Here is an 8,783-nt window from a genome sequence, read left to right on the forward strand (position 1 = left end):
GCTAATCGCTAACCGTCACTTCGTAAGAGGTGAATTTGCGGATATTAATCACTCCAGTATCAAAGATCAGGTATTGCCCTTTAATACCTTGTAAAACACCGCTAACAACCGGGTTCTTATCGAAGTTGTGTGATGTGATTTTCTTTGGATGCTCAAGTACCGGATAAGCAATTGCTGTGATCGCTTCACTTAACACTTCTATTGAATCATCGCCATATTGCTGTTTAATTTCAGCAATTTTATCACTCACGAGTGGCAACAACTGCGCGAATTTTTCTTCTAGAGGTAACGGTTGACCATCTTCTTTTAGTAAAGTGCGCCAGTTGGTTTTATCGGCAATGTGCTTGGCTAACTCAATTTCAATTAGCCCTGAAATATGACGTGTCTTAACCTTAAAAATAGGCAAGCCTTGTGTGGCACCTTGATCTATCCAGCGGGTTGGAATTTGCGTATGGCGAGTAATGCCCACTTTCAAACTTGACGTATTGGAGAGGTAGACAAAGTGATCGACCATGCAGTTTTGTTCGCCCCACTGCGGCTCACGACATGTGCCTTGTTCATAGTGGCAGGTTTCTGGCTTCATGATACACATATCGCAGCTAGCGAGTTTTTTCATGCAAACAAAGCAGTGACCTTGTGAATAGCTTTTCTTGGTCTTCTTGCCACATGACTGGCAAAAAATATTACCGGTGTGAGAGAGGGTAATGTTTTGACCAATAAACGGCTTGAGATCGACCAACTGATCACCTACTGGCAGTTGATAGTGGACAGTATCTTCTAAATCCGCGCGCATTTTGCGCAATGTTCCAGTGATATTTAACGACATGACTTTGCTCTGGTATTATTTTGAGACTAGCTTAGCAAACTTTGTGTCGCATTTCGCTAGAAGTACATCGCTCGCTGACTGGAAATCACAGCTTTGCGAGCGATCGAATATGACTTGAGTCTGAAATTTCTCTCTGCAAATTATGTTTTGCTGTGCAACTAGTAGAAAAGTGCGTAGATTCATTCTCAAAAATAATAATCCTTACATTAACTTCCTGTTTGAGTGAGATGTTGAGTGAACGGAATTCATAAGCTGATTTTCGCTTTGTTTGTATTTACAGTCTTTATTATCACGCTGCATTGGCAATTTGGTGAGCAGAAAAGCTACCGCGTTAGTCCGAACGATTTTGCTTTTTTGCCGACCAATGATCAGATTCAAAAAGGCGCGTCAACCAGCGTGCTGGAGCAAAATGGCGAAGCAATCCAACTTAACTGTGAGTTGAAAAAAAGCCCTGACTATAAATGGCCATATTGTGGCATCTCAATTCAACTGAACAAAGACGCGGTAGAGCGTGGGCTCGACTTGTCGGATTTTCATACCGTCAAACTTGATGTCGACTTTATTCGTTTAGATAGCGATAAGAAACCCGCGTTACGTTTCTATCTACGCAACTACAATCCTGCCTATTCAGCTACCGACAATGAATATACTCACAAATACAATGGCTTAGATTATCGTCAGGCGGATTATAGTCAGCCGCTTACTATTCCTTTGAAAAACCTTCAGGTTCTTACTTGGTGGTTGGTCGATAATCAGATCCCAATTGAGCATTCAGGACCGGAGTTTAATAATGTTACTCGAATTGAATTTGCGACGGGCTCGGGCGCAGAAGAAGGTCTGTATCAATTAAATATTAATAGCATCGAGTTTATTGGTTATTACATCCACAAAGAGACCTTGATGCTGCTTCTTTTGATGATTTGGGTTGGGTTTGCCATTACCTTTAGTGCAATGGAGATCCGTAATGGTCGTCTTAAAGTCATGCAGTCGGAAAGCCGCCGCGCCTATCTACAAGAATTGAACCATAAGCTTAAAAAGCAAAATATCCAGTTTGCGGAGCAAGCCCATCGAGACGCATTAACTGGCGCAATGAACCGCCATTCGGTGCGGGAATGGCTTGAGAAACAGTTTAATAGTTATGTCAAACCAACTGACCCGCTTTCAGTAATTTACCTCGATATTGACCACTTTAAGCATGTTAATGATCGTTTTGGTCACAAGGTTGGCGATGACATTTTGCGTGAATTTACCATGGTGGTGATGTCGGAATTACGCGCCACCGATCGTTTAGTTCGCTGGGGTGGTGAAGAGTTTGTGGTGTTCTGCCAATCAACCTCACTCAAGCAAGCGTACATGTTAGCGGAGCGCTTACGTCAGAAAATCGAGCTATATCAGTGGATGCATGGCGAGGTGTTAACCGCGAGTTTAGGCGTCGCTCAAATGGGTGATGAGACACCACAAGATATGGTGACTCGTGCTGATGAATTGCTATATAAAGCTAAGCGCGGTGGACGTAACCGAGTAGAAGTGAGCGGTTTAGAAGCATAGTGTTTTGCAGTCTTGTTTAAGGATACCGCTTGCTGACATTGCGCATTGCAATCGCTCATGAGAGTTTGTGTGCTAACGACTCGCTCAACCGAACATTAAGCGAGTCGATCCTTACTCACTCAGCTTTTCTTCATTTACTGGCGTCTCTTCAGCTTCTAACTCATCATCACTGTTGACGATCGGCTCTTTGGGACCGAGAAATTTTGGTTTAGCTTGGGTGATATATAGGTCGAGCACGGCTTTGGCTCTGGCAAACACTTCGCGTAGTCTTACTTTGTAGCCAGAGTGTTTGGTCGGACCGGAAACGGCAAGACAGTTAGCCTGAATATTGTGGAAGTTAGCGATAAACAGAGCCCGTTCACAGTGAAACTTCTGCGAGATAATCAAGAAATTGTCAGTATCGAAGATCTCTTTCGCTCTCACAACTGAGTCCAAAGTACGAAATCCTGCATAGTCGAGGTAGATACGCTCATCGGGGATCTCGGCGCGCAGTAGGTCGCGTTTCATCGTCCAAGGTTCATTGTAAGAGCGATGGGCGTTGTCGCCACTGAGCAAAAAGTTCGTTACTTTATTGTTTTGATAAAGCTCTATCGCCGCATCAATTCGGTGCACATAATATTCGTTAAGCACTTTGCCAAGATATTTACTGGTACCGAGCACAACCGCAACATTATGTGGCTTAACTTCATCGACGGAGAAATACAGCTGCTTTTGTGTTTGAGCGCTTACCCAGCGGTCAATGGCAAATAGAGCGGCAGCCATTAGCAATGCGCACAATAGCAGCACCTTGCCGATTTTGAATACGAGGTTTGAGTATTTATTTGATGATTGGTGTTGGAAAATATTACGCACTAAATCTGTCTATTCCTTTGAGCCCATAAACCAATAGCTACAAAGCTCATCACAACGATTGAAAACATCATGCCATAAGGCAATTGACTCAGTGTCCGAGTCAGGTAAGGGGTTGCTTTTACGATAATTAAGCCGTATCCAAACGCATTTATCAATATGAATACGCAAGTTCTCACTACAAAGTTTTGCGCCCTTAACAACCTTCTAAGACTAGTATTGATTTCGCCACCAAACATAACCAGTGCACAGGCAATTAATGCGGTCGATATTTCACTTAAATATGGGGCAATGTAACCGCCGGCAGGATCTAAATACTCAAACATGATCTCTCCAATGAAAAAGCCCCATTTATTGGGGCTTTTGTTGAGTTAACGCTACCTTAGAAAGCAGTACGCTTGTAACGGCGATAAACTGGCTGCCAGAAGTAGGCTTCGATCGCTTCTTCTAGTGCTTCATCGGTGATTTCTTGCGCTACGCCTTGCTCAATCGCTTTTTTACCTACCGCAAAAGCGATCTTTTTCGATACAGTATGAATCGCTTCTAGAGGCGGTAGTAGGGCACCTTGACCATTAATTGCCAGCGGTGAACACGTTGCTAGCGCACGGCTCGACTCTTGTAGCATCTCATCGGTTACGCGACGCGCAGAGACTGCCAATACACCTAAACCTATACCAGGGAAGATGTAGCTGTTGTTACATTGAGCAATCGGGTAAGTTTTACCATCATGTACCACAGGATCAAATGGGCTACCGGTTGCCACTAAAGCTTCACCGTTGGTCCAACGAATAAGGTCGTTTGGTGTTGCTTCGACGCGGCTAGTTGGGTTTGACAGTGGGAAGATGATTGGACGCTCACAATGTTTGTGCATCTCCTTAATCACTTCTTTGCTAAATAGACCCGGCGCGCCAGAAACGCCAATAAGCACGGTTGGCTTAGCGTTGGTCATCACATCCAATAGTGAGAACGCGTTGCCTTCGTTTGGCCACTCGGCTGTGTTTTCTGCTCTTTGCACTAGCTTTTGTTGGAAGTCGAGTAGGTTTGGCATACCTTCTTGCAGCAGACCCCAGCGATCGACCATGTAAACTTGTGAGCGTGCTTGTTGGTCGCTGATCCCTTCAGATACCATTTGCGCAATAATTGCTTCAGCAATACCACAACCTGCCGAACCTGCGCCAAGGAAAGTGATACGTTGTTCAGACAGTTTGCTTCCCGCAGCCTGACAAGCCGCCAGTAGCGAGCCAACAGTAACAGCGGCGGTACCTTGAATATCATCGTTAAAGCAACAAATACGATTTTTGTAACGTTCAAGTAGCGGCATCGCATTCTTTTGTGCAAAGTCTTCAAATTGGATTAGCGCATCAGGCCAGCGGCGTTGTACTGATTGGATAAATTCTTCAACAAACGCATCGTAGTCAGGACCGGTAATACGCGGGTGACGCCAACCCATATACATAGGATCGGCTAAGCGTTGTGGGTTGTTGGTACCAACATCCAAAACGATTGGTAGCGTGTACGCAGGGCTGATACCGCCACAAGCGGTGTAAAGTGCCAGCTTACCGATTGGGATACCCATACCACCGATACCTTGGTCGCCCAGACCTAGAATACGCTCACCATCGGTCACAACAATAACTTTCACGTTATGATTTGAGGCATTGTTAAGGATATCGTCCATACGCTCACGGTTAGCATAGGAAACAAACAGACCGCGTCCACGACGGTAGATGTTTGAGAAATTTTCACATGCAGCGCCAACTGTCGGCGTGTAGATGATTGGCATCATCTCTGAAATATGGTTCTGAACAAGACGGTAGAACAGTGTTTCGTTGGTATCTTGAATATTACGTAGGTAGATGTGTTTATCCATGTCGCTTTCAAAGCTGCGATATTGCTGATAAGCACGCTCTACTTGCTCTTGGATAGTCTCAGTGGTTTCTGGAAGCAAGCCTTCGAGGTTAAATGAAATACGTTCTTCGGCAGAGAATGCACTGCCTTTGTTGAGAAGAGGTGTACTTAAAAGAGCAGGACCCGCAAACGGGATATAGAGTGGACGTTTGTCGTTATTCATTGAAAACCTATAGTCGAGAACGAAACATGGTTAAGCAGAAGCAGCCAGCGCTAAAATATTTTAAGTGCTGGCAAAGAACTGTTCAGTCATACACCAGTGCAGAATGCCACTGATATAACAGCGTATTGTAAACTGGGATTGGTCTAGTCACAAGGCACGTAATCAAGAGTGAGATCTTAATTCGCTTACTGCTATAATCGCCATTAAATTCATAAAAATCACGCCGTTATGACAGTGCTACCCATTGACTCTCTCAAAGAGACTTTTCTTGACTCTCTCACTACTCAACATCTTGTTGTCGAAGCAGAAACTGGCTCCGGTAAGTCAACACGTTTGCCGCTGTGGGCAAGTGAAAAAGGGCGTGTCTTAGTGATTGAGCCGCGTCGTATTGCATGTACTTCTCTGGCGCAATTTTTGGCGCAGCAATGTAGTGAAGCCATCGGTGAGTCGATTGGCTATGCGATTAAGTTAGAAACTCGCTTTAGTGAGCATTCAAAAGTGGTGTTTGTCACTCCCGGGGTCGCACTACGCTGGTATGCAGAAAACCAGTTGGCGGATTTTGAGATCGTGATTGTTGACGAGTTTCATGAGCGCCGTTGGGATACTGACTTACTCGTCGCGCTGTTTAAGCATCATCAAAAGCACCGCTTGGTGTTAACATCTGCCACCATTGAGGGTGAAAAGCTTGCCAATTATATTCAAGCTAAGCGCCTTGAGGCATCGGGGCGGAATTACCAAGTCGCCATAGGGCATGTGGCGACAGACAGCCGCCAACTACCAGATATCCGCAATCTTGAGCAGCGAGTTAAACTTGAAGTTCTGCAAGCATTAGAGTCGGTGTGTGGCGATATTTTGGTGTTTCTTCCGGGGCGCAAAGAAATTACTCAGTGCGCGCAAATGCTGGCGGGAATTGATGGCGTGATTGTCGCGCCGCTGCACGCTTCGGTATCCGACAAGCAGCGTGAAATCGCACTTAACCCGCAAACACAAACCAAAGTGGTGTTGGCGACTAACGTTGCTGAAACCTCACTGACCATTGCCAATATAGCGCTGGTGATTGACTCGGGGTTAGAGCGCCGCACGGAGCAGCGTAACGGTCGCACTACTTTGAGCTTAAAGCACATTTCGCAAGCTAGCTCCAAGCAAAGAGCAGGGCGAGCGGGGCGGGTAATGGATGGTCAATGTGTGCGTTTATATGGTGAGCATGCAGCTCTAAGCGCCGTTACCCCTCCAGAGATGTTTCGCGAGTCATTAATCGAAGCCATGCTTGCTTCTGCAAGTTGCAATGAGGCGTTGAGCGAGCTGGATTTTCTTGACCTGTTACCGGAAAAGTCCCTTGCTCAAGCCAAACAAATTCTTCTCGACATGGCGGCGATTGAGCCAAGCGGTCTAGCGACTGAGCACGGACGTAAAATTTATCCGTTGCCAATTGATGCCCTATTAGCAGACTTAGTTACGCGTATGCCTACTCGAGCACTGAAAGAGGTCATGATTGACTATACGGCAGTGTTGGCAACACCGGCACGACTTTATCAGGTGAAGGGTGATGAAGAGCAGCTAGAGGCACAGGCAAAAGAGGAGAGTAAGGGCTGTGATGGTCAATTGGCGGTTGGAATTTTGCGCGGTAAGCACTATCCGGCGATCAGCGTTGATCAGGAGGCTTTAGCTGAAGCTAGAGGGCTGTCTGAGCAAATGCGAGAGCTATTTGAATTGCCTATGCTCGAAGTCGCCTCGCGTTATGATCATCAGCAGTGGCTAGAGGCGATGGCTCGTCTGCACCCAGAATTAGTTTTTGTGCGCCGCGCAAAACGCAAAGAAGCTTTGGCAAATGGGATGATGGAAGTGGTGCTAGGACGCGACTCGCGTTTACCAAATGGTGTAGAAGCGGCGCTGGTTCTTGATACTCACAGCATTCCGGGGCGAGGTGTTAAGCAGACGCTAACTCTTGCCACCCAGACCATGCCGCTAGAGCTGCGCATGTTGCCACAAATCCCGGTTGGTGAGTGGCAACAAGGTGACACCGTAGCTGATGAGACGGGGACCTTTGTAGAAATGCAGCTGGTGTACGCTGGGCGAGTTATCGCCACAGAAAAACAAGCGGCGCAGGGCGCGTTAGCATTACAACCTATGCTAGAAGCGGTTAAGCAGGGAGAAAAGCTCGCCGGGCTTTACCTGCAACGAAAGCAAGAAATTGACCATTGGCGTATCTATGTTGATTTAGGGCTAGCGGAGACAACGGATCATCATGATGTGACCTTTGATATTTGGTTCAATCAGCAGTTGGAATTGCTAGAGCTTGATGATGTTGATGAGCTGGATCTGTTTAGTGCCGAGGATTTTCCCTTTGAAGGCATTCCTTATTGGCAATATCAAGAATTTGCCGAATTGCATCCATTCACCTTGTTGCTTGGCGACCTTAACTTGGATGTTGAATATTACCCAAGTAGAAAACTGATTCATGTGGTTTATCGCGATGGTTTGCGTAAAGGTGATCCAAAGCGCTGGGAATTGCCGCGTTGGAATGGTTGGAAGATCCAATACAAAAAAGCCAGTCGAATCGTAGATGTAAAGTGATTTCTATCGTGTCAATTACAGATACTAATGATTTATTTTGGTAATGTAATTATTAAGCAACTGATTGGCTATATAAAAAATATGTACCCTGATTGTTAGTTTATTGGTTTTTATATGCCATTTTAATAGCATTGAGGGGCATAACAGACCAATGTTCTATATCCTATTGATCTATTACGCATCTTGACAGATATTAAAATCACTTGTTGCCTGATCTACGGGAGATGATATGGAACATCAAGGCAAGGCAAGTGTGGTTTTTGACTATACCTCATTCTTAGGTGAGGCTTACAGCAAGAAATGGACGTTTCTTGAGGCGATAAGCACGATTTCACCTGTTTTCAGTATTGCTTGGAAAGACACGATTAAGCAGTCGTGGACTCCAGAAGAGCGGTTAAAAAATCAAGCGATGAAGTCTCTTTCTGCCAGCCGCAGTGATGAGTCAAATATTCACACACTACTTGAGCTCGCAAAGTCGGAAGGTATTCATGAGTTGCGTTTGGTTATGCCCTATGAGCTTGACCAAGACCAATTAGAACGAATCCAACAACGATTAAAAGTGAATATCACGAATTTGGAGCAGGATGAATTGATGGTGACCTTTTAGTGTTTTAAGTTTGAATACTCAACCTTAAAATATTGACTCGCTAAAATTTATCCAAAAATAAAGCCAGCTGAAAAGCTGGCTTTTTTTCTATCTGTTGACCCGTCCTAAATAAGGTTGACACAACCCAATCAGAAAATTGGAGAGTGTTATGAAATCAGCAGCTAGACGAACCCAACGTGACTATTCACTCGCTTTTAAATTGGATGTCGTTGACCAAGTTGAAAGAGGTGAACTGACTTATAAACAGGCTCAAGAGAAGTACGGCATACAAGGTTGTTCTACAGTATTAGTGTGGCTCCGAAAACACG

7 protein-coding genes and 1 pseudogene are annotated in these 8,783 nt (G+C 45.2%); 4 read left to right on the plus strand and 4 right to left on the minus strand.

Annotated features, from left to right (window positions below; all coding sequences use genetic code 11):
* Position 1: 1 nt before the first annotated feature.
* The gene (locus DPF93_RS11545) at positions 2 to 826 is read right to left on the minus strand and encodes a DUF2797 domain-containing protein (protein WP_114766314.1); all 825 of its coding nucleotides are present in this window, start codon (positions 824 to 826) and stop codon (positions 2 to 4) included.
* Positions 827 to 1,060: 234 nt separating this feature from the next.
* Here DPF93_RS11545 and DPF93_RS11550 point away from each other — a divergent pair, with 234 nt between their 5' ends.
* Entirely contained in the window at positions 1,061 to 2,374 is a 1,314-nt protein-coding gene (locus DPF93_RS11550) for a GGDEF domain-containing protein (protein WP_208638785.1), read from the plus strand.
* A gap of 111 nt (positions 2,375 to 2,485) precedes the next feature.
* On the opposite strand, the gene DPF93_RS11555 is transcribed toward DPF93_RS11550, so the two are convergent.
* Genes DPF93_RS11555 through DPF93_RS11565 form a run of 3 tightly spaced genes read right to left on the minus strand, consistent with a single transcriptional unit; the run spans position 2,486 to position 5,294 of the window.
* Positions 2,486 to 3,226, minus strand: coding sequence for a SanA/YdcF family protein (locus DPF93_RS11555; protein ID WP_425275305.1), 741 nt, complete (start codon positions 3,224 to 3,226; stop codon positions 2,486 to 2,488).
* Positions 3,226 to 3,549, minus strand: a complete 324-nt coding sequence (locus DPF93_RS11560; protein WP_114766315.1) for a DUF3392 domain-containing protein — start codon at positions 3,547 to 3,549, stop codon at positions 3,226 to 3,228. Before DPF93_RS11560 ends, DPF93_RS11555 begins: the two co-directional genes overlap by 1 nt.
* Before the next feature lie 56 nt (positions 3,550 to 3,605).
* A complete protein-coding gene (locus tag DPF93_RS11565; protein WP_114766316.1) occupies positions 3,606 to 5,294 on the minus strand; it encodes an NAD-dependent malic enzyme in 1,689 nt (562 codons plus the stop codon).
* A 228-nt stretch (positions 5,295 to 5,522) separates the two neighbouring features.
* On the opposite strand from DPF93_RS11565, the gene DPF93_RS11570 reads away from it, so the two are divergent.
* From DPF93_RS11570 to DPF93_RS11580, 3 genes and pseudogenes are all read left to right on the plus strand, one after another.
* Entirely contained in the window at positions 5,523 to 7,868 is a 2,346-nt protein-coding gene (locus DPF93_RS11570) for a helicase-related protein (protein ID WP_114766317.1), read from the plus strand.
* Between the two features lie 229 nt (positions 7,869 to 8,097).
* Positions 8,098 to 8,475, plus strand: a complete 378-nt coding sequence (locus DPF93_RS11575) for a transporter (protein WP_114766318.1) — start codon at positions 8,098 to 8,100, stop codon at positions 8,473 to 8,475.
* Between the two features lie 148 nt (positions 8,476 to 8,623).
* A pseudogene (locus tag DPF93_RS11580) lies at positions 8,624 to 8,783 on the plus strand (IS3 family transposase); the annotation flags it as partial.

It is taken from the genome of Vibrio rhodolitus (assembly GCF_003350325.1).
In the GTDB taxonomy this organism is placed as follows: Bacteria; Pseudomonadota; Gammaproteobacteria; order Enterobacterales; family Vibrionaceae; genus Vibrio; species Vibrio rhodolitus.